This window comes from Desulforhopalus glucosivorans, assembly GCF_054397165.1.
The window spans coordinates 1,902,030-1,926,904 of sequence record NZ_AP044854.1; the positions used below are offsets into that span (position 1 = coordinate 1,902,030).

The following is a 24,875-nucleotide window of genomic DNA, read 5'->3' on the forward strand; positions in this document are numbered from 1 at the left end:
ATTATGAATAATCTGTAAAAGATACACCGCGAGTACAGTAGAACCACCCATACAAATGTATTGATCGTTGACAAATTTGGTCTGAATTATTACATGAATGAATAGTCATTCACTTTTCGCCAAACTCTATGAGACATTAACAGTCCCACTATTTAAAAATGAAGGCAGACAATAAACATACTAAAATAATCTCAGCTGCAACCAAAGTCTTTGCCAAAAAGGGATTTTTCACTGCAAGAATATCCGATATTGCCAAAGAAGCCAAGGTTGCTGATGGAACTATTTACCTTTATTTTAACAATAAGTATGACATCCTGTTATCTGTTTTTGAAGAAGAAGTTGGTAAAATTGTAGACAACACCAAAAAACTCATAGCCCAGCAGGACGATCCTGTGGAAATGCTCAAGGTCTATATCACCCAGCATATCCTGGCCATGAAAAAAAATCGATACCTTGCAGAAGTTATCCAGATCGAGCTGCGTCAAACCAACAAAGTTATTAAATCATACCGAGATAACAAGTTTAGTGAGTATGTGACAATAGTAGCAGAAATAATCCAGCTCGGTCAAAAATCGGGTAAATATAACCCCGAAGTAAAACCCGAAATTGCCAAAAGAATAATTTTTGGTGCACTGGATGAGGTCTGTAGAGTCTGGAATGCGTCCCTTGAAAGTCACTATACCGTAGATGAAATTACCGAACAGGTTGTCCTCTTAGTCCATAACGGGGTCTTAAATCCAGAATCACAACTCAAAGTATGATGTAAGCCCCGATGTCACCTCCACGCTATATCATGGCTGTGTGCTTGCAGTGATTTTGACCACTTCAAATTCTCTTTTGCCACCAGGTGTCACTACCATTACGTCGTCACCGACCTCTTTTGCAAGCATAGATCGTCCGATAGGGGACAAAACAGAAATAGATCCATTTTTTACATCGGCTTCCTCAGGACCTAAAAGCTGATAAATAACTTCTTCTTCAGTATCAAGATCGAGAAGTTCTACCACAGTCCCAAATACAACTCTGTTCGTGCTCACTTCTGAGCAATCTATAACTTCAGCTCTCGATAATTTATCTTTAAGTTCAAGTATCCGCCCTTCAATATGTCCCTGTCTATCTTTAGCGGCATGGTACTCAGCGTTTTCCTTAAGATCACCATGTTCCCTTGCAACTTCTATGGCCTTAACAACTACGCCACGCTCAACACGCTCTAAATGTTGCAACTCATCGCGCAGTTTCTTATTACCTGTAATTGACATTGGTATTCGATCAACCATCTATTCCTCCATAAAAAAAATCCTGTAAGGCATTTCTCTGCCTAAAAACAGGAATGTAACAAACATATTACGTTATTTTTTAGCTACAACCTTCCAACGAAGGTTAAAAACTGTATGTAACTCGAAAAGCACTTGTTAGTGCCTCACTCCTGAAAGCCTGTTATAAAAAACAGGTAACGCAGACTCCGAGCAACTCAGGAATTGAATTTTAAATTATACGTTTAGTATTACCACCAGATAGTGTACGTAGTGAGACCTTCGAGGCACATATCCCGCTCATCGGAGTTAGTACAGTAACACAGACTTACCAACTATAATGCAACGATAACGACAGTACTTTGTCCTTGTAGACATCGCTTGAACTCAAGCTAACGTTGCCTTTTAATAACAAATGGGGGCTCATTTCAAGGAAAATATCAAAACGTGCAGAATAAGCTACTGTTTCTTCATCCTCTAGACTTAATCCGGTATCTATTACAAAATAGCTCATTTTGTTTTCAAGATCTGTCAAATAGCCAAAAAAGTCTTTTTTAAGTTGAAATCCTAAGCGATGTTCTGAGTATGTTTCTGGACTCCAGTAACTTGTCACAAAATCTTCATTTATATTCTCACTGGATATTCCATCAGGGCCGTTGATGTCCTTACTTGCAAGAAATTGATAACTATAACGAAGGTCAAACTGTAAAGTATCCCCAAAGATTGAGTAGGAGGAGTACAGATAAAAACGATTCCTCTCGTTGTCATCACTATACATACTATACTGTATGTCTCCCCCAAAGCTCACGCCAAGCTCAGTCTCTATATTCATCCCAGTTTGGATAAACTGCCTGTAGAGGTTGTCTTCAAGGACAGCTACAGTATCGTCAACAGGCTCTTTTTCAAAGAGTATAAACCCAGAAACATAATCATCAAGTTGACCATTAAACTTAACATTATATTGGGTTTCGCCGTCATTACTGCCGTTAAACTTTTCAGCACCCAGTAATCCACTCAGCTCATAGCCACTGCCAAATTCATAAGTCATTTCCCCAAGAAGTATATTTGCCGCTGTCTTTTGTCTCCTATCGGTGGACTCATATGTATTATGGGCATACTTAAACAAAAAATCCATATTAAGATCTGGAGTAAACCAGAACGAAGTTCCAAGGGATGATTTTCTAATATCTACCACGCCCTGTCGTCCATCCCTCTCCTCTAAAGTTGCATCAATAGTATTTGTTGGACGTATTTGCAGTATATTTCTCTTAATGGATTCTTGCAGTTCTGGTGTCACCTCTCCTTCACTAGCCAGCTCTTCATAAACCTGGGCCTCTTTTCTAAACTCTCCAATCCTTCCATAGATTGTAGCAAGATCTACCTTGTTTTCTGTACTTTCTTCCTGCTCTATAAGTTTTTCATAACTTTTTGCAGCAAAATGATATTTCTTATTAAAAATGGATTTTCGCGCGAGGAACTCATCTTCAATGAGACTCTGCCAACTATACAATTCATAATTGGATGCAACTATTTCCCCTGTGACATTGCCCCGGTTATCTACCAGAAAAGCAGGAGCCATCAGCTCGGCGATGATCTCCGGATCGGACTCCAAAAGCAACATCATTGAACTCCAGAATGTTTGATGACGGGTAAGATATTGATAGTCGATATTCTTCTCATGAAACTCATCTATGAGCTTTTTATGAACAGGAGGGTCAAGAAGTCGAGCATATACCGCTAGAGCGTCTTCAAATCTCTTATTATTCCACAACAGCCTGGCATAGAGTACCTCAACCTCAACATCCTGATGGTTACGGCCATATGGTCCTCCTTCTGTTGCCTCCCTTCCAGGAAAACATCTTCCAAAATCATCCAAGGCCTCAGCATAGCGCCCAGCTTTTAAACGTAGATCAATTTTCTGCCGACAAAAGCCATCTTCTCCTGGAAATCTCCTTTCAAGATCTTCTGTTACAACCTCAGCTCTTTTAAAATTTCCGTCAGCAATACAAAGAGCTACCTGGTTATTCTTCAGACGAACAGAGTCAGTAACATCATCATGTATCTGTTGTATCTGTTTTAAAGTTCGTTTGGCATAATCTACATTCTGATATTCTATCTGTTTATCTATGAGATCTAATAGATTTGAACGACTACCATCAACGGAACCGACATACAAATCCAGACTATTGCTTCCCCCACTATCTCCTCTAGAAGATGTGTACTTCTGCCTCATCGCTATGAGTTCAGGATCGAAACCAAATTCACTACCCGAATTACCATATAACGTATCAGCCGCTTGAACATTTCCTACAGCGAGATACAACAGGTATTTTTCTTTCAAAAGCCTTGTGTAAAACTTGTTCCCGTTAGAAGCGCCCTCTCCGCTGCGAAGAAGATTATTTGTATTATCCACAAGTAAAAAAGCTTCAGACGCAACACCCTCCAGACGCAATAAACGAATTTCCGTCAATATTTTTTCACGTTGAAAATCTAAGGCCTTTTTAGATGATCCAACGTTAAAGTCTATCTTATCAAGCTGTTCAAACCACTGTCTGGCAATTTCAGTTTTCTGGTCATCAAGACTATTGGACACAAGCTGTAATATAACACTATCTTGAAACCGATTTTGCTGTAATAACTCCCTCAATATTTGTTCTGCATGACGTTTTCGGCCAGACTTACGCAATATTGACGTTTTAAGTAAATAGAAGTCTACGTTATCAACCTGACCCAAGTGAGCTTCGATCGCCCGGTCACAAATATCTAAAGCCTTTCCATATATTTTGTTCAGGGCCAACATCTCAATATGTTTTTTCAACAAATTCTTAGGAATTTGCGAATAATCCTGCCCTGCTCCTTCTTCAAATAACTGTTGCTGATCCTCTACCCTTCCAAGCCTGCCAGCAAGTCCAACTGCCATTAGCCTCATAGAAGAATTATCTGGCTCTAATGCCAGACACTGTGTGAAGGACGTAAGAGCAGCGGCCTCCATCCCAAGCTTGAGCTCAATATCAGCTCTCAGATGAAAATATTCATAATTCTGATCTTGCGGTTCAATAACTTCCAGATATTTAAGACTTTTCTGATATTGTTTTTGATCGTGAAGCAGGAGTGCAAGTTGGAGTGAAATTTCAGAACTATTGAAATTATTGATATGCAGAATTTCAAGCACATCGATCAGAGGTTGTTTTTTTTGTTCACTTTCAAGCAAAACAGCCATACGCTGAAAGATCAGTTGTCTGTTTGGTCCAATACTGGCAAGATCATTCCAGAGTAACTCAGCCCCCCCGTTTTGCACAATAGAGAGGAGGTCTTGTGCCATAACCTCCTGAATTTCGTTGATTAAAGCAATTACTTCAGTTTCGTCAGGGTGAAGTACTCTATACTGCTCGAGAAAATCTAACGCCTTGTCCTGTCTATTTAACTTATTTTGCGCAACATCTGCGGCTTTTAACAGAAATTCATCCTTATCATTTGAATACTTAATTATATAAGCAAGATGCGTCATCACATCTTCATATTGACCTGCAGACTCATTCACAGCCAATAATTTTAAGCGAAACGGAAGATAATTAGGGTGAAGTTTCAGATATCTGAGATAAAGAGCATTACGCTCAACCTCATACCCCTCTTGTTCAAATACAGGCAATGCCTGTAATATTAGACTATCTTCTGCATCATTATTTTGCAGCAGAGTTCTATAGAGCTGTCTTGCAAGATCATACTTTCTCAGCTCAACGGCATCTTTTGCCAAATCGTTGATCACAACACTGTTACCCGGTTGTCTCGCCACGAGTTGCTGCATAAGTGGGAATGCCAGTTGTTTTAGCCCCCTGGCCCTTAAACTATATGCAAGACCTGAAAGTGCTACATCACTGTATTTACCAGCCGGTTCCTTTTCGAAAATCAATCCAAAAAAACGCTCTGCCTCAATATATTTTCCCTGATGCGACGCCGACTGCCCTGCTACAAGAAGATATTCGATTTTATTAGGATTTTTCTCAAGTAATAGTGCGGCAATCTTAGAGGCTGTGGGAAAAGATTGTATACGAAGAAGAATCTTACAATACTCCCAATTCGCTTCCTCAATATTGGGCTTTATAGAAAAAAGCTGTGCATAGGCATCAGCTGCCAGTAGGAGGTGTCCTTCTCTCGCCAGGTTTCTCGCTCCATCCCAGAGAATTTTCCAATCAGGGGAATACGGAGCATTGCGGACAACTGAGATTTCCCTATCTGGGGTTATCTCCTTATTATTTGCAAAAGAGGATGTGGCAGAAGCAAGAACTACAAGGGAGATAAGCGAACCACAGCAAAGAAATTTAGCTGTGGTGTGTGTCTGTTTGATGGTGAAAATATTAATAAATTTATCTTTCATTCATTATAATCAGCACCTTGTACTGCAGACCGATATCCGCTGTTTAGGGCCTTAACCAATTTTATTCATAAAATCCGGCTAATAAGCGAGGAATTCCAATGAATGTATAAGACTCTAAGCAGCGGTCAATTGACAATGTACGTACAGAGAAATGGTACCCTACTCTTTATAAAACTGCACAACTTTCTGAACAAGATATTCTTGCATTTCATCTGTTAGCTCAGGGTAGATTGGTAAGGCAATGGTTGAAGCAGCCGCTTTTTCGGCCTCGGGATAGCATAGCCCTGTACCATAGTCACCTAAACATTCCTGTTTATGAAGTGGTACAGGATAGTAGACTTCACACCCTATATCATTTTTTTGCAGCCAATCCCGCAGCTCGTCTCTTTTTTCAACTCGGAGTATATACTGGTTATAAATATGAGTGTTTTTCTCCACCCCATTTTCAACCTTCTCCCCATACACTTGACTTGGAAGACTGAGCTTACCACTTGTTACAAGATCTGTAGTACTGAACAATCGATTGTAAGTGCCGGCGTTAGCACGCCTTTTACTATGCCATGACTCAAGATACGGCAATTTAACAGTGAGAGTTGCAGCCTGAATAGGATCAAGACGAAAATTTCCTCCGACCATCTTATGAAAATACTTAGGGAACGCGCCGTGATTACGCATTAATTCTAGCTTTTCAGCAAAGGCCTTGTCCTGTGTTACCACCATCCCGCCATCTCCAACACATCCGAGATTCTTACTTGGGAAAAATGAGAAACAGCCGGCTAAACCGATGGAACCAGCCCTTTGATAACTGAGATTTCCATCCACTCCGGCATGGGGATACTCAGCACCAATGGCCTGGGCAGCATCCTCTATGACAGGTACCTGATACTTATCCGCAAGCTCCATTATAGGCTTCATATCTGCACATTGTCCATAGAGATGTACTGGAATGATCGCCTTTATGCTTCTGTCGGTATCAGCGGCCAGTACCTCCTCCATCTTAACAGGATCGATATTGTAGCTTACAGGATCAATGTCAGCAAAAACTGGCACAGCACCAAGACGAAGAATCACACCCATGGTTGCAAAAAACGAATAGGGAGTGGTAAGAACTTTATCACCCTGTTTTATATCGAGGCACATAAGGGACACGAGCAGTGCATCGGTACCGCTGGTCACACCAACACCATATCCAGTAGCGCAGTAGTCCGCGATAGCCGCTTCAAGACCTTCTACCTCAGGCCCTTGGATATATCTGGTGGATTTAACAACACGTACAACAGCTTCTACAATATCATCTTCGAGATACTCAAGCTGAGCCTGAAGATCGAGTAAAGGTACTTTCATAATATCGATTGAGTTGGATTAAAATGAAGAGATAGGCGAACACCTATCTCTTTATAAAATTATGAAGGCGATGAGTTGATAACTATCTTTTCACCGTCGAAATAGTCGACAATATCTGGCATTTCAGCTTCAAGATATTTTTTCATCTTCTTAAGGAGGTTCACCTCTATCTGACGCACCCTCTCTCTTGAAATATCAAATCTGTCGGCGATATTCTGCAAGGTGAGCGGTTCGTCTGTGAGTAGACGCTTTTCGAGAATCATTTTCTCTTTGTCATTGAGTTTATGTTTGAGGACATCAAGTAACTCAGTGAGCTTGACCTTAATTTCTTTACCAGCCACGGTGGATTCGATTCCTGGACCGTTACTTGGAAGAAAATTCTTTTGTTCGTCGTCTGAGTCAGAACGAACTGGACTTTCCAGGGAAACATCCCAGTTATCCATTCGCTGCCCCATCTCGACCACTTCACGCTCTTTTACATTGAGACGTTCGGCAAGCAGTTTGGGTTCAGCCTTGAACCCCTGACCTTCCAGAAGTTTTCTTTCCTTATTTAGGCTGAAAAATAGCTTCCTCTGCGCCTGGGTGGTACCTATCTTAACAAGTCGCCAATTATCCATTATGAATTTCAGGACATAGGCACGAATCCAATAGGCTGCATAATAGGAAAATTTTACTCCGCGATAAGGGTCAAACTTTTTGGTTGCCTGGACAAGGCCAACATTACCCTCCTGAATGAGATCCATAAAGTTCTGCATCCAGTATTTCTGAAAATCCATCGCAACTTTAACAACAAGTCGCAGGTTTGAACTGACGAGGCGGTATGCAGCATCCTGATCACCCTCTTCACGAAAGCGAATCGCAAGCTCATCAGTCTCCTCACGTGAGAGGAGTTCGTACTGGCTGATTTCCTGCAAATATCTGTGTAACGCAGGGTTACTCAGCGCAGGAAGATTACCATCATCGGCAACTGACACCAGAGGATTCTCATACGCTTCCCGCTCTATTACCGGTTCCACGATATCTTCAGAGTTTATCTCTAACTCAGCTTCTGTTTCGTTTTTTACAGTTGTATTTTTGCTCATATACTTCAGTCTCCGGCCAATATACCCAGAAAATTTGGAAAGATTACGATATTACTATACCAGAAATAAAGTGCAATGTTATTATGATGGTTACAATATGGGTTACCACGAAAGTCTATCTAAAGCATTTCTTTAGTATAGCATATGTTTTGCATAAAATTATATGTTAATACTATCTACTATATGATAAGTAGTGGTGCGATTCAAATTTTAAACCATTATAAGGTACAGATAAACTCCCCTAGCTCACTCGACAAACAACATGAATAACATTAGAAATTTCAGCATAATAGCACATATTGACCATGGTAAGTCCACCCTCGCTGACCGTATGATACAAATGTGTAATATGGTTTCCGATCGTGAATTTCAGGATCAACTATTAGATAGCATGGAAATAGAAAGAGAACGAGGGATAACTATCAAAAGCCAGACAATCTGTCTCCCTTACACAGCTAAAGACGGCAAAGATTATATACTCAACCTTGTAGATACCCCCGGCCATGTTGATTTTAGTTATGAAGTTTCCCGTGCTCTCAGTTCCTGTGAGGGTGCACTTTTACTCATTGATGCAGCACAGGGAGTAGAAGCTCAAACCCTCGCCAATCTCTACCTGGCAATGGAAAACGACCTTGAAGTTATTCCTGTTATTAATAAAATAGATCTCCCTTCCGCTGATCCCGATAGTGTTGCTATTCAGATCGAAGAAGATCTTGGCCTTGACAGCGAGCATGTCCAACTCTGTTCTGCAAAAGTTGGTACAGGCGTCGGCGATATTCTTGAAGCCATTGTAACCCACCTGCCCCCTCCGGAGGGTGATGCATCAGAACCGCTCCAGGCTCTTATCTTTGATGCCAACTATGACCCTTTCAGGGGGACCATCATTTCTGTTCGTATCATTAATGGTACCATTAAGGCTGGTGATATTATCAGGTTTATGTCTAACAATAAGGAATACAAGGTTGATGAAGTTGGTTATTTCAAGGTAAAACGAGAAGCTGCCAAAAGCCTTTCAGCAGGCGAGGTAGGATATATTCTTGCCGGCATCAAAACAGTTGAGGACACAAGGCCTGGTGACACAATAACCACCGTCGATAATCCTGCCCCTAAGGCCCTGCCAGGATTCAGTAAGGTCCAGCAGGTGGTATTTTCATCCCTCTACCCTATTTCCACTGATGATTATGAAGAGTTGGCTGCAGCCCTTGAAAAATTAAAACTCAACGATGCGGCACTCACTTTTGAAAAAGATTCATCAGCAGCACTCGGTTTTGGTTTTCGCTGTGGTTTCCTTGGCCTTCTGCACCTTGAAGTCATTCAGGAGAGATTAGAACGTGAATTTGATATCTCACTTATCCTGACAGTCCCTTCTGTACAATACATTTTTGAATTATCTGACGGCACAATCAAGGAAATTGATAATCCAGCTCACTTCCCTGACCCTGCTCATATTTCCAAGATCGAAGAGCCATTTATCAAGGCTACAATACTTATGCCCGAACGCTACATGGGTTCTGTAATGAATCTGTGTATGGAACGACGTGGTGAAAATACAACCTTTCATTACCCGACTCCAGGGCGAATTGAATTGCAGTGTGAACTGCCACTGGCTGACGTGATCTACGATTTCTACGATAAATTGAAATCGATTACTCAAGGGTATGGATCCTTTGACTATGAACTGCTAGACTATCGCCCCAGTGATCTTGTCAAACTTGATATTCTTGTCAACAGCGAGGGTGTTGATGCACTCTCCCAGCTTGTTCATAGAAATAATGCCCGCGCAAGGGGACTGCACGCCTGCGAAATGCTTAAAGAAGAAATTCCCCGCCAGATGTTTAAAATAGCCATTCAGGCGGCCATTGGAGGTTCAATCGTTGCCAGAACCAACGTGTCAGCCCTTAGAAAAGATGTAACTGCGAAATGCTATGGTGGTGATATCTCTAGAAAACGTAAACTACTTGAAAAACAAAAAGCAGGTAAAAAACGTATGAAAACTGTGGGCAACGTCGATATTCCCCAGACTGCTTTTCTCGCGGTACTAAAATCTGATCAGTAGTAAAAAGTTATCGACTAACGTACGTTTTATGAAAGGTGAAGGTATGAGAACATATTTACTGCTTCTTTGCTTGGTATCCTTACTTCTACTGTCTTCGTGCAGTAAGGTGCAGGTAAGCCAGGATTTTGATAATTCATACGACTTCAAAATCGCGAACACCTACAATTGGGACAAGGAATTACAAAGTTCAACTGATGATCTATTAAAAGAAGATGAACTTCTCGCAAAAAGATTCTTTTCAGCCATAGAATTAAATCTTCAAAACCAAGGTATGAACCTCAGTGACACGCCGGATATCCTTGTCTCCTGCACTTACACGATAACCACTCGAATTCAGTCCGAGACGGTTCAACCAACAATCGGTGTTGGCTATGGGCGCTATGGTCGATATGGTGGCTTTGGCGTTCAATCGGGTAGTTCTGTACGTCAGTATGACAGGGGACTACTCACGATAAACATGCACAATGCAAAAGATGGTCGCCTCATCTGGAAGGGTAACGCCACCCGTGAAGTGTTTACCCATAGCAGTCCTGAACGGTTAACTAAGAGTGTCAATGAAATGGTGCAAGCAACGCTTGCTCAGTTTCCTCCTGTACATTAGTATTTTCTTATTGAAACAAAATGATCGAAGCTTTCTCACAAGGTGTTCTTAAGATTTTTGGCTGGAAAGCCGTTTCAGAGGACATAGACTATTCTAAATGTGTTCTTATAGGTGCTCCACACACCAGTAACTGGGACTTTCCACTCACGCTTCTTTCAGTCTGGGCACTTGGTCTTAAGTTTTCCTGGGTAGCCAAGGATACACTGTTCATTGGCCCAGTTGGAATACTGTTAAAAAAACTAGGGGGTATCCCAGTTGATCGCAGGTTACGCACAGGTTTTTTAAAAAGCATGGTGCAATCATTTGAGGAAAATCCAAAGCTTATTCTTGCCATTGCTCCCGAAGGGACCAGAAGTAAAACTGACCACTGGAAGGCAGGATTTTACAATATCGCCACTAAAGCAGAGCTCGACATATGTCTTGGCTATATAGATTACCCGAGCAAAACAGTGGGATTAGGACCACTGCTTAAACCAACTGGTGATGTTGAGGCTGACTTTATACAATTGCGAGACTTTTATAAGGATAAGACGGGGAGATTTCCTGAAAAGCAGAGTACAATTACACTTAGAGACAGAGAACGAGCTATTCTTCAAAGAGAAATTAAGAGATCCTCAAAATAATGTTACACCCGAAGAATAGATAACAGAACAAACGAGTATTACAATACATCACACCTTTTGTTATAGGTTCTATACATCTCTTTGCCTTACTCTTCTTTCAGACACCGCCTGAATAGCAAGGCCACTCAGGACAAGGCCCATTCCAACAATTGTTGATATAAAAATCTCTTCTCCCACAAAATAGCGAATAAGGAACAGAGAAACGATTGGAGAAATAAAAATCAGATTGGCAATTTTAGCTGTAGACTCTGTTAATTTCATCGCACTTAGCCACAACACAAAAGAAACGCCCATCTCAAAAACGCCTATATATGCAGCCCCAAGCACCCCCGTAAGGGTCATTCCTGTAAAACCATCTGTGCCCATGAGATACATGAAGATCAATGGACAGCCCCATAGAAAATTTAAGAATAAACCAACCACGGGATCCCTGTTATCTTTGGTATTGTAAATCCAGTACAGCGCCCATATTACTGTCGATGCGAGGGCATAGAATATGCCTAGAGGATTTTCTATCTCTAAACCGAGGACCCGCCCCTTCGTCGCAATAACGAATACCCCCACATAACTCACAGCAATGGCACACCACTGCTGCATAGAGACCCGTTGTTTTAAAAGCGGTATTGAAAGCAGGGTAAGCGTAAGCGCCCACGTGTAATTAATAATCTGCGCCTGTTGTGCCGGCAAAATATCATATGCTCGAAAAAGGAGTAAATAGTAGGAGAAGGGGTTAAGCAAACCAAAGGCTGCCCCAAACATAATATCTCGCTTACTACTCTTTAGGAGTACATCAAGTTTACCCGTTACAACAAGCAGAGCAAACAACACTACCAGTGAGACAGATGAGGCAATAAAAAGAAACTGGGTGGGGGTAAGATGACCCAGTGTTATTTTACTCACAGTTGCAACAGTTGACCAAAGGCCAACTGCTGCCAGTGCACAGCAATACGCTTTTGCCTGGTTTGTCATTTAGGCGCTATTTCTCCCTGGGCCATTAAGAACTCCCAAACTCACAACAAGATTATTTTTGTTTTCCAAGATAGGCTTCCTGAATTCTCTTAGAATTAAGCAGTTCTTCTGAGGTACCTGAATACACAATTTTTCCAACTTCGAGCACATATCCCCGATCAGCGAGTTTCAAGGCCGCCCTGGCGTTTTGTTCAACCAACAGAACAGTCACCCCGGTTTCAGCAATTTTACGAATTTGAGAAAATATAGCCTTTACGAGAATGGGTGCGATTCCAAGACTGGGCTCATCGAGAAGGAGGAACTCCGGTTTACTCATAAGGGACCTGCCGATAGCGAGCATCTGCTGTTCTCCACCGGACAAGGTGCCAGCTAGTTGTGCTTTTCGCTCTTTAAGCCTTGGAAACAGATCATAGACCCAGGTTAGAATTTCCTTATCCACCTTCGTCTTGGAGTAGGCTCCTAGAAAGAGATTTTCCTCTACAGTCAGAATATTGAAAACCCGCCGCCCTTCTGGGGAATGTGAGACTCCGAGGGAAACCACCTTATGTGCAGGGAGCTTGGTGAGTTCGTGGCCCTTAAATGTAATCGAACCACTTTTCACCTTAATTAACTGACTGATGGCTCGCATGGTTGTCGTTTTACCAGCCCCGTTAGAGCCAAGTATTGTAACAATCTCTCCACGCTGCACCTCAAGAGATATTCCTTTTATTGCAGCAATACTTCCGTATGAGACTTCCAGATCAGATATTTGAAATAAGTATTCGCTAGAAGTCATCGTCTTCACTCCCAAGATATGCTTCGATCACTGCAGGATTGGCCTGGACTTCGCCTGGGGTTCCCTCTGCAATTTTGCTCCCAAAATTTATAACAGTTAAATACTCGGTCACTTCCATGACTAAGTCCATGTCATGCTCAATAAGAAGAATGGTAATACCCCGTTCACGGATTCTGTAAATAGTGTCGATTAGAGTCTGGGTCTCATTATCATTGAGCCCTGCTGCAGGTTCATCAAGAATAAGTAGAGTAGGCTCTACAGCCATAGCTCGTGCCATTTCAACTCTTCGCTGAATTCCGTACGGAAGCGAACCAACTGTAGAGGTAGCATATTCTGTAAGGTTGAAAAAATCTAAAAGCTCAAAAACAACCTTCCAGTTACGGTTTTCATCGGCTCTTGACCATGGCGTATGGATGATGCCGTGCCATAACTTCTGCTTACTTTTGATGTGTCTGCCACTCATAACATTCTCGGCAACAGACATTTGACTAAAAAGCCTGATTGTCTGAAAGGTGCGAACAATTCCCATCCGTACAATTTTATGGGTGGGAAGCAGTCGAATCTCTTTACCCTTCCATACAATCGAACCTTCTTCACATGGATGAATGCCTGTAATACAATTAAAGACAGTTGTTTTTCCAGCACCATTTGGGCCAATGAGGCCATAAATCTGTCCCTTCTTTACTGTGAAACTGAGGTTATCTACTGCAACCAATCCCCCGAATCGTTTCGTCACATTTGTTAGAATTAAGTCATCTGCGGACATGATCACTCCCCTCCCTTGATAAAAGCCTTAGGGATTCGCCCAAATTTTGCAGGCCATATACCACGGGGCCGTAAAATCATGGTAAAAATCATTGCAAACCCAAAGATAAAGTAACGCCATGTCGCAAATTCCCTGAAAATCTCAGGCAGAACAAACATAACAAAAACTCCAAGTAAAATACCCGGGACCGAAGAACCGCCAACAATGACAATACTGAAAAAGAGAACTGACTGTAAAAAGTCAAATGCTTCCGGACTCACGGCAGAATACTGATTGGCATATACAGTTCCGGCCATTCCGGCGATCCCTGCCCCAAGTGAGAAGGCAAATATTTTATAAATCCTGGTATTGATTCCGACGCTTCCAGCTGCCAGATCATCCTCCCGGAGGTAATGAAGCGCTCGACCAATCTTACTTGTTTCAAGATTTCGGATAACAATGAGTGTTAAGAGCAATGCACCCAGAGCAGCATAATATGGAGTATATTCCTGAAAAGCAGCAAGCCCTGGGAACTCAAGCATTTCAAGGCCAAAAATACCGTTTGGGCCGCCGGTTACACCGCCTAGATTGTTCTGTAGGGCTTGTACAAAGACAATATTAAACCCAATTGTAACAACCAGCAGGTAATCCCCGCGAAGATGGATAATGGGGCCCGCCAGGATAACTCCAAATATTGCTGGAATAATGATTGCCAGTGGTAATGAATATAAGAGCGGAAGACCAAATACAGAGTTGCAGACAGCCGTAGTATATGCACCCAGACCAAAAAAGAGGGCCTGGCCCATATTAAACATACCCGCCTTTCCAAGTACGATATCCTGACTCAGAGCAACTATTGTAAAAATAACAAAGGTTGTTGCAACAGCAAGCCATCTCGAATCGAGTAATGCCGGGAGCAGAGCCATAACAAGAAAAAACAGTGGGTATCCGATGTGTTGTATTTTTTTAATCATACTTTCTCTGCTACCCTCTCACCTAGGATTCCTGTAGGTCGAACAATTAAAATCACAATCAGAAGAATAAAGGTAAATGCATCTGACCATGTACTCGATATATAGCCAGCTATAAAGGCATTAAATAGCCCAAGAAGAATTCCACCAAGCATAGCGCCCGGGATGTTTCCAATTCCCCCCATGATGGCGGCAACAAATGCATACAGTCCATATTGCCACCCCATGTTAAAGGTTATCCCCCTGTAATAAAGACCAATAAAAAGACCACCTACCGCGCCAAGGGATGAGCCAATAACAAAAATTGTAACAATAATATTATTAACATTTATCCCCATTAATCGTGCTGCATCCTGATCTATTGCACTTGCACGAATAGCTGTTCCTATCTTGGTTTTTTCAACAAAGAAATAGAGCCCAACCATGAGGATAGTGGATAAAACCATAATCAGAACCTGCATCAGACTGATCACAACACCTCCAATGTCCCAAATAATAGTCGGAATCAACTCTGGAAAGATGTGCATCTGGGGGCCCCAGAGAAGCATAATCCCGTTTTGAATAACCATTGAAGCACCAAGCGCAGAGACTACGGCAGACAAACGAGGGGCAGAACGAAGCGGCCTGTATGCGAGTCTCTCAACAGTAAAACCGAGAAGAGCAATCAGGATTATGGTAATTGCAAAAACTCCTAAAACAACAGGGAGTGAAATGCCGCCTCCAAGAAGTTCAGAGAAGACAAACAAGCCAACAAACGCAGAACCGGCAACCAGATCACCATGCGCAAAGTTGATAAGCTTCATAACACCATAAACCATGGTGTAACCAAGCGCGATCAACGCGAACATAGATCCAATGGTGAGCCCATTAACAAGCTGCTGTAAAAAAATATCCATGGATTATACACTAGGGGAAAGGAATAGGTTGAGCAGCAGACAGTGACACCTGCCTGCTGCTCTATTGTGCTTACTGCTTATAGACGATCTCGTAGCTACCATCTTTTTGGATACGATAGGTCATATAACCGCTGCCTATGCGATTTCCATCAGGTGCAAAAGAGATATTACCTGTGATTCCCGGGTAGTCTTTAAGGGTGTGAAGATAATCTGCCGCTTTTTTGGTATCAAAGCTCTTATTGGTTTCCATTGCATGAATGAAGGCTCTCATACCGTCTACGTTGAGGATGGTCCAGATAGATGGAGGCATCATGTCATATTTTGCTTTGTAGGCTTTGAGAAAATCTTTTGCCAAATCGTACGGAAGCATTTCTGGAGTTGGAACATTTACAATAAAAGCACCTTCCGCTGCATTACCAGCAAGCTTTACGAAATCAACGTTGTCATTGGCATCACCACCGATGAAGTCGGCTTTAATTCCTAGAGCTACCTGCTGAGAACGGATTAAGCCACCATCAGAGTAGTAGCCAGCAAAAAAGATAACATCCGGTTTTTTTGATTTGAGCTGGGTAAGGACAGGTGTAAAGTTCTGGGAACCGGCTTTAATCTTTTCACGTGCTACGATGTTCCCACCAAGCTTTTTGACAGAGTCCTCAACTGCAGATGCCAGACCATCTGCATAACTGGAGAAGTCAGAGAGAATGGCGATATTCTGATATTTTTTCTCGGTAACCATATAGTCAGCTGCAAAAGTAGCCTCTGCACTATTTGGAAAAGAATTTCTAAAAAATGTCCAGTAACCGTGCTCGGTTAACGTATCACTAGTTCCATCACTGGTTTGTAATACCCCTGCACGATAGTAGGTTGCCTGGGCAGCTTCAGCACAGGTGGATGTATATGAACCAATGACCATGGAAACACCCTTGTTAACGAGGTCTTTAGCACAAATAGCAGCTTTCATAGCTGTTCCTTCGTCATCACAGGTAACTACTTCTATCTGCCGTCCCATGACACCGCCATTACCATTAATCTGCTCAGCTAACAAACGAACAGATTGATCAATTCCCTGGCCCTCGTTTGCATAAGAACCTGTGATGGGTGCTTGTACACCAACCTTTAACGTTTCTTCGGCAAAAAGTGGGCTGGTAAGACAAAAAGATGCCACCAGTGACAATGCTACAGTTTTGGTCTTCAACATGTTTTCCTCCGGGCTAAAGTGTCTGATAGGTCTGTAAAATCAGCCAATGTACTTCAACAGGCTAAATTTCACGAACTGTTATATCGGATTTATCTCATTTCATCGATTATTTTCGATTACTTGAGTAAAATCCCTGCTTCCTCCTGTAAAACAATTTTTATTACATAAACGTGCAATGAGCGCATTGTATACCATGGCAGTGCACAACCTTCAAGACCGTTTGTCCTTTCTGTATAGTCGGTATGACACAGTTTACAGAGATAGCTATCTTAATCGATATCACGTTAAAATGTTAAACCTTTTCAATACCTCTTTAACTTTTTAGTAGTACATGTATTACGATTATGTGGATAATACCTCACTAGTTGAACAATCTATTCGATAGGTCTATGCAAAAACTTTTTTTAAATTGGCCACTTCTTATGATAGACTTACAAATATTCAATTGTATAAGATACTTCAGCTATTTCAAGTTAACTCAAAAAGGTACACAGTAATGGAAGCGCAACAGGATAAACCTAAATTTCTTAAACCACACCTTCACTTCAATACAAGTTTTATCAAAATTGGAGACGACTACACGACAGACAAGGTGGCGGTGACAGAATTGGTCATGGCTAATGCAACCCTTGCGACCTTTGAAAACTTTGAATTATACTCACTAAAAGGCTATGAAAAAGCGCCCCTTGAACCAGGTGAAAATGCGGAGTACGGTTCTGATGGCGAGTCTATAGTGGCAACCGTTGCAGGCTACCCAAAGGTAACGAAGAGAATGGTCAAGGGTGTATCAGAACTCTTAACGCTTATTTCCATAGAGCCTATCATCACTATCTCCCCTGACAAAATGAAGGCTACTCTGTCACTGCACCCTCCCATTGAAAGTGCTCCCCCTGTAACCGAAAAACTCATTGGCACAGTCATCAGCGACTCTGGAATAACATATGGTATAGATGATAATGCCTTATCTAAAATCCACACCATCATTAAAGACAAAGAAATAGAATTCAACAAAATCACCTTTGCAAAAGGAAAATCTGTTGGTGAAAGCTTCGATTCTTACCTGCGGTTCGATATGGAAATCGGTCCTATTGCAGGCACAATTCTCGAAAATGGATCAATTGACTTTAGGGATAGAAGAATCATGGTGGGTGTCAAAGCAAACCAATGCATTGCCACCAAAATTCCCGCAATAGAAGGAGACCCCGGGATAAATATCATGGGTGAAGAGACACCTGGCCGTACGCCCATAGACATAAAGGTACAACCGCTTAACGACGCCAGATTTATCAAAGAAACTAATCAGGTCATTGCAACCAAGGACGGTGTCCTCTCCATTGTTAATAAAAACGTTATCAAGGTACTTTCACACCAGGTAATAACTGAAGATATTGACTACAAAACTGGCAATGTTGATTCCGAAAATGCCGTTACCATCCATGGCTCTGTTCAGCCTGGCTTTAAAGTAAACACTGTTGGGGATCTGAAAATCAGTGGCTCGGTTATGTCTGCCTATATCACAAGTGAAGCAAATCTAGTTATTAGTGGAGGAATTACAGGCAAAAACAGTACAATTACCGCAGCCGGTGACTGTGACATTAACTTCATAGAACAGGGTAAACTTTACTGTGGCGGCCTCTGCGTAATTCGCAAGCAATCTTATTATAGTGACGTCATTGCTGATGGTGATATTCGCTGTAAATATAATAGCACAATCATGGGCGGCACCCTGTTTGCCGGAGGCAGTATAACCTTATTTAGTGTAGGTGGCGATAATTCGACCCCATCAGTTATTGCCGCAGGTGTCGTGGCAGAACGACTTACACACTATAATGATCTTAAAAATAGTATTATTGAGCAGGAGGAAGCCATTGTCGATTGGCTTCAGAAGTACAAAGGAAGTTCAACGTCAAAAAAAATCAGAAATATGGAAAAGGACGTAGCAGAAGTAAAGCTTAAAAGAATGAGAGTCAATCTCATCCCCGGGACGGGTATCTACTCAAGGGTGGCAGGTCCTGACGAGGAAATCGACACGAATAATCCTGATTATAATGACGAGGGTGGCATTGCCATAGATAAAATCACCATCGATGTCCATGGCGAAATCTATAAAGACACTGAGATCCGAATCGGTAACAAGAGTCTAAAACTTGAAAAAACCGTTAATAGCAGGCAGTTCAAGCTGCATCCAAGCGGAAAGCGTATTATAGCAGTCCCCTTGAAAAAAAAGATTGAGTGAACCTTACACATGTGACGTACAATCTTCTTGTACAATGGTTCCCGGGCCTGTTACTTTCGCACCCGCTGTACTATCGATTTGACACGACCCAGGCGATGACCATGTTTAGCTTTCACAAGGTACCCCCAGTAGCCAAAATAGTGAAGCAGGCTAACCACAAGAAGACATCGTCCCCCTGGGCCACCTCTTAGGTTACCAATGGGAACAATCTTCCCCAAAGCACATATTTTAAGAAGACGTGCCATGGTATAGCCAGTCAGTTCAAAACGTGAGTTCATGGCAGGTTTCATTCGTTTATTCTCTCTCGTAGATGTCTAAAAAAACAACGTAATCGCAGCAATGGTGAAAAGCGTAACTGCCATTTGGGGCGATCCCACAGGGGCACAAAACCTTTAAAAAACTCGGCCTTAGGTTTTTTCTGGCCATGAAAATCATCAAGATGGTGCTGATTGCGTATTCTGAAGACTTCTACTGTTTTGGGAAAAGCAAGCTTATTGACTAAAAGGGCATTAAACCATGGACGATAATCGGGGAGAGAATAATTCAGCATGGCAGCGGCCGCCCCAAAACGTTGTGCTGAATCATAAATCCCCTGCTGAAGAGGTGCAAAATAACTGTCCTGAGCGAGTTCCGCCTGCCCCACAGCATCTTCAGTACCCCTGAAAATAAGCTCATAACCATCATCTTTTAGTCTATAACCATTAAGTGTCGGATATGGTGCCCTGCACGCCTCTTCAAAAATATCCCGGGCGTAAAATAGGGTTGAACCTGCAAGATCGAATTTATCTCTGTCGTATATTATCCCTTCAACACTGTTTTTATCACTGGTATCATAGGGTACGCCCCTTGTTGCACCAAAGAGATAACCATGGCATTTCGGAGCATCCTCTCTATGGGCCACAGCCTCAAAGAGAAATCGTTGTATCGAACCGAGCCAGCCAATATCCACAATGGCGACATTCTGATGATCAAAAAAACCTACATCTTCAAAATATCTGAGCATTGCAAGATTAGCGTCCCTTGACTGACTTTTCACCTCATTCTGAAAGGTGTCGTCTTCAAGCATCGCCTCAAATTTCAGTCTATTTTCTGGATCATAACCATCATGAATATGACTAAGACATGTTTCTTTTGTCAGCCCAAAGGTATGCAGAATCGAATCAAACTTTTCTGGATTAAGGCTAAAAATCCTGCACACATCACGAAAATCCCTATTTCCAGATGGGAGAAACGCAATGCTTGCCTTAGTTTTTGTTAACCCCTTATAGGCACAGGACGAACCTGCAAGAGCCATTCTACTCACATACAAATACTCTATTTCAGGTAGATTATCCTGGGGATAGAGAGCCGGCATTGCTTGCTCCCAATAACGCTTAAAGGTCCAACCTTCACGGGAGAGAAAAAAAACCTTAGTAATGTTCTTTTCAAGACACAGCTCGGCAATCCTATGGACAAAGAGACCAATCATCGGTCCTATAAAATTATACCCTTCAGAATATAACGGTGTCTGCTCTATATTTTCGCCTTCATGGGGAGCCATCAATTGCTGCAATACCCTTCCCCTCCAAAATGGCTTTCCATCACTGTAGTTATAGTAGCGCTGGATGAGTGATTTTCTCTGGGTTTCTTTCGGGTCGTTTATGATAAGCGCATCAATACCCGCTTCAACGGCTCGCAACCCATCGGAAAAGCCATTATCTCCAATATGCAGCCATTCGCCATAGCTGATATCATACTTTTCAGCAACGAGTGGATATGCCTTTCCTGATGCCTTAGCCAGAAATGTATCTGCAGAAGAGATAACATCTTCAACAAAATCCAGAATGCCTGCATGTGCCACAAGCTTTCTTAAATGACTTGCGGGAAGATACATGTCTGAAATAATGAATACTCTTTTACCTACAGTCCTCAGTTCTCTGATCCAGTCTACAAGTTCTGGGCGCGGGACCAGCATACTGTTTTCCATAAACAGCTCATAATCCGTTACTGTCTCAAGCAGCTCTTCACCACGTTCGTCACCAAAAATGGAACGGAGCAGTTCCCCCATAAATTTGGGGTAACATGCCTCATGATCGTCAAAACTCTCACCAGTTTCAGCTCGCTGACGACTCTCAATTTCATCACGCAAACCCTGAACTTTTTGCCAGCCCACAGTGCATCCATGGGTTTTTGAAAGCTCTGAGATAAATCTGGCCACCGGAAGTTTTACCAGATCAGGATCATGGACCCTCCGAATTAAAAGGGTATCAAAGAGATCAAAGGTGACTGTCGTCTTATTTTCTGCCAGCTTGCGACCTTCTGCAATCAGATCATGAAGCGAATAGTATGTTTTAAAATCCATAGTGTTGAACACTTTTGGGTGTATGTAGTTACGAAGAACTATTTAAGCTTTTTACCTATCCAGGTTTTCAGACTCGTTAGAAGCGTTTTAAGAGCAGGTACTACACCTATGGCCTGGTCAGGCTCTAATACCGAACGAACGTCATGTAATTCATCACCAAGCTCTATCAACCTCTCTGCTCCCGCCTTGGCGTAGAGACGCGACTGTTCAGGCATTTTTTCTTGTAGATATTTTGCTATGAGTTCCTGATCCTGCCTCCGTCCAACAATTGCAGCCTCCCCAAGAGTATTACCATCATGGATCCTGTAATAGAGCAACTTTTCGTCATACATGTAGTGCACCCCTGACGGGAACTTCAGCATCAGTCTAAATATATAGTCGTAATCATGGAGATAACGAAGAGAACAGAATTTTCCTACACTTGCAGCTGCATCAGCCGTCATAAAGAGATTAGAGGTCGTCACCATAAAATTGCCCTTTAAAAAGGCTGCATAGATATCACCCACCTCTGTATAGTATTCCCTGTTTTTCTGGTGCCACCTGTTCCAGCCAAACTCCGGGTCGTTAAATTCTTCTCCGGCATCAGAAATTGGGATGACATCAGTAATCACACACTGACTATTGTTTTCCTTTTGGAATACCAGAATTTTTTCAAACCTATCGGTGGTATACACATCGTCAGAATTCAGAATCGCGACATATTGACCTTTAACGAGGGACAGGCCCCGATTGATGGTGTTAAAAGCATCCTGATTTTCCTGGTAATAATACGACAGACGCGGGTCGTCGTAACGTTCAACAATATCACCGGTACCATCTGTGGATCCATCATTAATGACTATGAGTTCAAGGTCATCTATGCTCTGGTTAAGAACACTATCTATTGCCGCCCCAATAAATTTTTCATGATTATATGCTGGAATGACAACAGAAATAAGCGGAGAATGGGACTTCTCAGATGACATCAATACCCCCAAAAAAATCGAGCCTGCATATAAGAAGACTCCATACTTTTTATTTATGTGGAATGTTTACATTGTAGAATGGGTAGCCTCTGCAACTACGACCAAACCTTGCCTTACTAATGAAATCTCAGTATCAAGTCAAGGTTTTGTTAACAAGAGCAACAGTCATAAGGCAGGTTCAAGTTCAACCACAGCCTCACTCTTTTGCTCTCAGCCTCTCAGGGTCCAGCAGGCTGATTCGTTTGCCACTGACTTTAATTAACCCCTCATCGCTCATCTTGGCAAATATTCTCGATAGAGTTTCTGGAATTGTTCCAAGTAAACTTGCGAGCTGACCCTTTGAAATATCAAGTTCAACCTCCTCCTCACTCTTTTGCTCTTCACTAAGATAAATGAGGTAACTGGCAAGTCTTGCTGGCACTTCTTTAAGGGATAAATTTTCTATCTGAGTTGCAAATTTACGCAGACGAAAAGATAGAACAGCCAACATGTTGAGGGCAAGAGACGGATTCGCCTCGACCAGGGTTACAAATTTATCACGGGGGAAAAATATCGTCCTCGTTTTCATTAAGGCCTCTGCCGTTGCCGGAAAAGGCTTGCCATTAAAAACAGGAACTTCTCCAAAAGGCTCTCCACCACCAAAAATATGAAGGATATGTTCTTTGCCAGCAAAGGAGATCTTTGATATCTTGACCTTCCCTTCTCCAACAACATAAAAACCGATACCCAGATCACCTTCAAAAAATATATTCTCTCCTTTAGTATAGTTTTTTAAAACTGCAATATCAGTGAGGGCATCTATTTGTTTAACTGGCAGCCCTTCAAAGAGAATACTGGATTCAATAATTTCTCGTTTATTCATAAATATATAACGTAAGAACCTTTGGGGATGGTTATAATGAATAGACCTTGAAAGGCCGTATCCATCTGTGGCTATCAGCTGGTAGTGTAACAACTTTTGCAACTTATACCAGTTCCAAGAAAGAAATGACTATCCGTTTGTGTATATATGTCTCTTACATCATTAAAGTCAAAATCTATCATATTTTTCATATCACCAGTTAGCCGTATGAATGTAATTATTATTGGTTCAATACATTCTTTCACATAAAAAGCATACAATGAACCTTTTAAGAAAAATAATCCATGTTGATATGGATGCCTTTTATGCAAGTGTAGAGCAGAGGGAAAACCCCGAATTCAGAGGGAAACCGCTCGTTGTAGGAGGGCGTCCTGAGGGACGTGGTGTTGTGGCCGCATGCTCCTACGAGGCAAGAAAGTTTGGAATTCATTCAGCTATGCCCTGCGCAAGAGCTGCCAGGCTTTGTAACGGCCTTATATTCACACGCCCGCGCCTGGACTTATATCGCGAAGTATCGGCACAAATAATGGCTATTTTCAGAAAATACACATCAATTATAGAGCCACTATCCCTTGATGAAGCCTTTCTCGATGTCACGACTAATCACCTCAATCAAACATCAGCAACTGTAATTGCCAACGACATTCGTAAAGAAATATACTCCGAGCTTGGTCTTACCAGTTCCGCAGGAGTGTCCTTTAATAAATTTATCGCCAAAGTAGCGTCAGACGTTAATAAACCAAATGGCATTACAGTTATTCCTCCGGATAAGGCTCTTGAATTCATTGCAGGCCTTCCCATTGGTAAGTTCTTTGGTGTTGGTAAGGTAACTGAAAAAAAGATGTTAAAACTAGGGATTGTCAGAGGAGGTGATCTCTTAAAATTTGAGGAAGACGCTCTCAAATTTCATTTCGGGAAATCCGGATCATTTCTCTACCATATTGTCCGGGGTATTGATGATCGACCTGTTGAATCACGGCGATCTCGCAAATCCATAGGCAGTGAAACAACACTTTCACAGGACACAAAGGACATACTAGAAATTAACGCTATACTATCAACAATCTCAGAAAAGGTGGGAACAGCGCTAGCTCGTAAGGAGTGTGGTGGGTACACCCTCACTCTAAAAGTAAAATATTTTGATTTTATCACAATCTCAAGGTCCTACACCTCAAAATCACCGATGTACACCACAGAAGATATTATGAATATAGTCCCCAGGCTTCTTGGTTCATGTAATGTGGGAGAAAAGAAGGTGCGCCTCCTTGGTCTATCAATCTCAAAGATAGTTGGCAAGAATGGTGGTCCAAGACAACTCCCCCTTCCATTCATATCAATGAAGAATCGGACGACCTAGAAGTTAGGCTGCAAAAAAATCTCACATTCGCTTCTACATATCTCATCCACCTCTCATCCATCCCCTAAAGAAAGTATAAAATTGTACATTTCATTTTTCACCATTTCTCTATACACTCATTGAAGAACCATGAATAAATGGCACGGTGGTTGAATTCAGGCTACATGGTGCTTAATCTCTGACTGCGCAAACAGTTCAATATCAATCCAACACATTCCATAGGTTT

Annotated in this window: 20 protein-coding genes; 6 read left to right on the top strand and 14 right to left on the bottom strand. The window is 42.0% G+C overall.

All coding sequences use genetic code 11. The features are described 5' to 3' along the window. The first annotated feature begins 158 nt into the window (after positions 1 to 158). A complete protein-coding gene (locus ACX6CI_RS08115) occupies positions 159 to 761 on the top strand; it encodes a TetR/AcrR family transcriptional regulator (protein WP_458777663.1) in 603 nt (200 codons plus the stop codon). 30 nt (positions 762 to 791) lie between these two features. On the opposite strand, the gene greA is transcribed toward ACX6CI_RS08115, so the two are convergent. The 4 genes from greA to ACX6CI_RS08135 form a co-directional block, all read right to left on the bottom strand. After that, the gene (greA, locus tag ACX6CI_RS08120) at positions 792 to 1,277 is read right to left on the bottom strand and encodes a transcription elongation factor GreA (RefSeq protein WP_458777664.1); all 486 of its coding nucleotides are present in this window, start codon (positions 1,275 to 1,277) and stop codon (positions 792 to 794) included. 304 nt (positions 1,278 to 1,581) lie between these two features. Then, entirely contained in the window at positions 1,582 to 5,628 is a 4,047-nt protein-coding gene (locus tag ACX6CI_RS08125) for a tetratricopeptide repeat protein (protein WP_458777665.1), read from the bottom strand. 159 nt (positions 5,629 to 5,787) lie between these two features. Further along, a complete protein-coding gene (locus tag ACX6CI_RS08130; protein ID WP_458777666.1) occupies positions 5,788 to 6,972 on the bottom strand; it encodes a DegT/DnrJ/EryC1/StrS family aminotransferase in 1,185 nt (394 codons plus the stop codon). Between the two features lie 59 nt (positions 6,973 to 7,031). Then, entirely contained in the window at positions 7,032 to 8,054 is a 1,023-nt protein-coding gene (locus ACX6CI_RS08135; protein ID WP_458777667.1) for a sigma-70 family RNA polymerase sigma factor, read from the bottom strand. A gap of 262 nt (positions 8,055 to 8,316) precedes the next feature. On the opposite strand from ACX6CI_RS08135, the gene lepA reads away from it, so the two are divergent. From lepA to ACX6CI_RS08150, 3 genes are read left to right on the top strand one after another with little or no spacing between them, the layout of a single operon-like run. Further along, positions 8,317 to 10,110 carry a translation elongation factor 4 gene (lepA, locus tag ACX6CI_RS08140; protein ID WP_458777668.1) on the top strand — a complete coding sequence of 598 codons (1,794 nt, stop codon included), beginning with the start codon at positions 8,317 to 8,319 and terminating at the stop codon, positions 10,108 to 10,110. Positions 10,111 to 10,153: 43 nt separating this feature from the next. Further along, positions 10,154 to 10,711, top strand: a complete 558-nt coding sequence (locus ACX6CI_RS08145; protein ID WP_458777669.1) for a DUF4136 domain-containing protein — start codon at positions 10,154 to 10,156, stop codon at positions 10,709 to 10,711. Positions 10,712 to 10,731: 20 nt separating this feature from the next. Further along, positions 10,732 to 11,334, top strand: coding sequence for a lysophospholipid acyltransferase family protein (locus ACX6CI_RS08150; protein ID WP_458777670.1), 603 nt, complete (start codon positions 10,732 to 10,734; stop codon positions 11,332 to 11,334). A 69-nt stretch (positions 11,335 to 11,403) separates the two neighbouring features. Here the strand turns inward: ACX6CI_RS08150 and ACX6CI_RS08155 are convergent, their stop codons facing one another. From ACX6CI_RS08155 to ACX6CI_RS08180, 6 genes are all read right to left on the bottom strand, one after another. Continuing rightward, positions 11,404 to 12,303, bottom strand: a complete 900-nt coding sequence (locus ACX6CI_RS08155; protein ID WP_458777671.1) for a DMT family transporter — start codon at positions 12,301 to 12,303, stop codon at positions 11,404 to 11,406. Positions 12,304 to 12,355: 52 nt separating this feature from the next. Continuing rightward, positions 12,356 to 13,078, bottom strand: coding sequence for an ABC transporter ATP-binding protein (locus ACX6CI_RS08160; RefSeq protein WP_458777672.1), 723 nt, complete (start codon positions 13,076 to 13,078; stop codon positions 12,356 to 12,358). Further along, positions 13,068 to 13,844: an ABC transporter ATP-binding protein gene (locus ACX6CI_RS08165; protein ID WP_458777673.1), complete on the bottom strand. Its 777-nt coding sequence runs from the start codon at positions 13,842 to 13,844 to the stop codon at positions 13,068 to 13,070. Before ACX6CI_RS08165 ends, ACX6CI_RS08160 begins: the two co-directional genes overlap by 11 nt. Before the next feature lie 2 nt (positions 13,845 to 13,846). Next, positions 13,847 to 14,797: a branched-chain amino acid ABC transporter permease gene (locus ACX6CI_RS08170; protein ID WP_458777674.1), complete on the bottom strand. Its 951-nt coding sequence runs from the start codon at positions 14,795 to 14,797 to the stop codon at positions 13,847 to 13,849. Next, positions 14,794 to 15,690 (bottom strand): branched-chain amino acid ABC transporter permease, encoded by an 897-nt coding sequence (locus ACX6CI_RS08175; RefSeq protein ID WP_458777675.1) that lies wholly within the window; start codon positions 15,688 to 15,690, stop codon positions 14,794 to 14,796. The genes ACX6CI_RS08170 and ACX6CI_RS08175 overlap by 4 nt, the downstream gene beginning before the upstream one ends. Before the next feature lie 70 nt (positions 15,691 to 15,760). Then, the gene (locus ACX6CI_RS08180) at positions 15,761 to 16,888 is read right to left on the bottom strand and encodes a branched-chain amino acid ABC transporter substrate-binding protein (RefSeq protein ID WP_458777676.1); all 1,128 of its coding nucleotides are present in this window, start codon (positions 16,886 to 16,888) and stop codon (positions 15,761 to 15,763) included. A 496-nt stretch (positions 16,889 to 17,384) separates the two neighbouring features. Between ACX6CI_RS08180 and ACX6CI_RS08185 the strand changes: the two genes are divergently transcribed. Next, entirely contained in the window at positions 17,385 to 19,124 is a 1,740-nt protein-coding gene (locus tag ACX6CI_RS08185; RefSeq protein WP_458777677.1) for a DUF342 domain-containing protein, read from the top strand. Between the two features lie 50 nt (positions 19,125 to 19,174). Here the strand turns inward: ACX6CI_RS08185 and ACX6CI_RS08190 are convergent, their stop codons facing one another. The 4 genes from ACX6CI_RS08190 to ACX6CI_RS08205 form a co-directional block, all read right to left on the bottom strand. After that, on the bottom strand, positions 19,175 to 19,402 hold the full coding sequence (locus ACX6CI_RS08190; protein WP_458777678.1) for a hypothetical protein: 228 nt from the start codon (positions 19,400 to 19,402) through the stop codon (positions 19,175 to 19,177). 8 nt (positions 19,403 to 19,410) lie between these two features. Continuing rightward, on the bottom strand, positions 19,411 to 21,465 hold the full coding sequence (locus ACX6CI_RS08195; RefSeq protein WP_458777679.1) for an HAD family hydrolase: 2,055 nt from the start codon (positions 21,463 to 21,465) through the stop codon (positions 19,411 to 19,413). 38 nt (positions 21,466 to 21,503) lie between these two features. Further along, positions 21,504 to 22,430: a glycosyltransferase family 2 protein gene (locus tag ACX6CI_RS08200; protein WP_458777680.1), complete on the bottom strand. Its 927-nt coding sequence runs from the start codon at positions 22,428 to 22,430 to the stop codon at positions 21,504 to 21,506. 196 nt (positions 22,431 to 22,626) lie between these two features. Further along, entirely contained in the window at positions 22,627 to 23,292 is a 666-nt protein-coding gene (locus tag ACX6CI_RS08205) for a Crp/Fnr family transcriptional regulator (RefSeq protein ID WP_458777681.1), read from the bottom strand. Between the two features lie 259 nt (positions 23,293 to 23,551). Here ACX6CI_RS08205 and dinB point away from each other — a divergent pair, with 259 nt between their 5' ends. After that, positions 23,552 to 24,649, top strand: coding sequence for a DNA polymerase IV (dinB, locus tag ACX6CI_RS08210; RefSeq protein WP_458777682.1), 1,098 nt, complete (start codon positions 23,552 to 23,554; stop codon positions 24,647 to 24,649). Positions 24,650 to 24,875 lie beyond the last annotated feature (226 nt).